The organism is Corallococcus sp. CA047B (genome assembly GCF_003612065.1).
Classification (GTDB): domain Bacteria; phylum Myxococcota; class Myxococcia; order Myxococcales; family Myxococcaceae; genus Corallococcus; species Corallococcus praedator.
Window position 1 is genome coordinate 1 of sequence record NZ_RAWD01000757.1, and the last position, 345, is coordinate 345.

The 345-nt window shown below is 72.8% G+C and carries 1 protein-coding gene; it reads left to right on the forward strand.

All coding sequences use genetic code 11. From position 1 onward, the window contains the following. Positions 1-345 (forward strand): AMP-binding protein (locus D7X74_RS42530; protein WP_147446942.1); only part of this gene is annotated, 345 nt, incomplete at both ends.

Genomic DNA, 345 nt, shown 5'->3' on the forward strand with positions numbered 1-345 from the left:
CGTCCGATTGGGAACGCGCGGATGTACGTGCTGGACGCGAGCGGGCGTCCGGTGCCGCGAGGGGTGGCGGGAGAGTTGTACGTGGGCGGGGCGGTGGTGACGCGCGGTTACGTGGGCCGTCCGGAGCTGACGGCGGAGCGGTACGTGCCGGACGCGTACAGCGAGGAGGCGGGCGCGCGGCTGTACCGGACGGGGGACAAGGTAAGGCAGCGGGAGGACGGGAAGCTGGAGTTCCTGGGGCGCGTGGACTTCCAGTTGAAGGTGCGCGGCTACCGGGTGGAGCTGGGCGAGGTGGAGGCGGGGCTGGGCGCATGCGAAGGCGTGCGCGAGGCGGTGGTGGTGGCG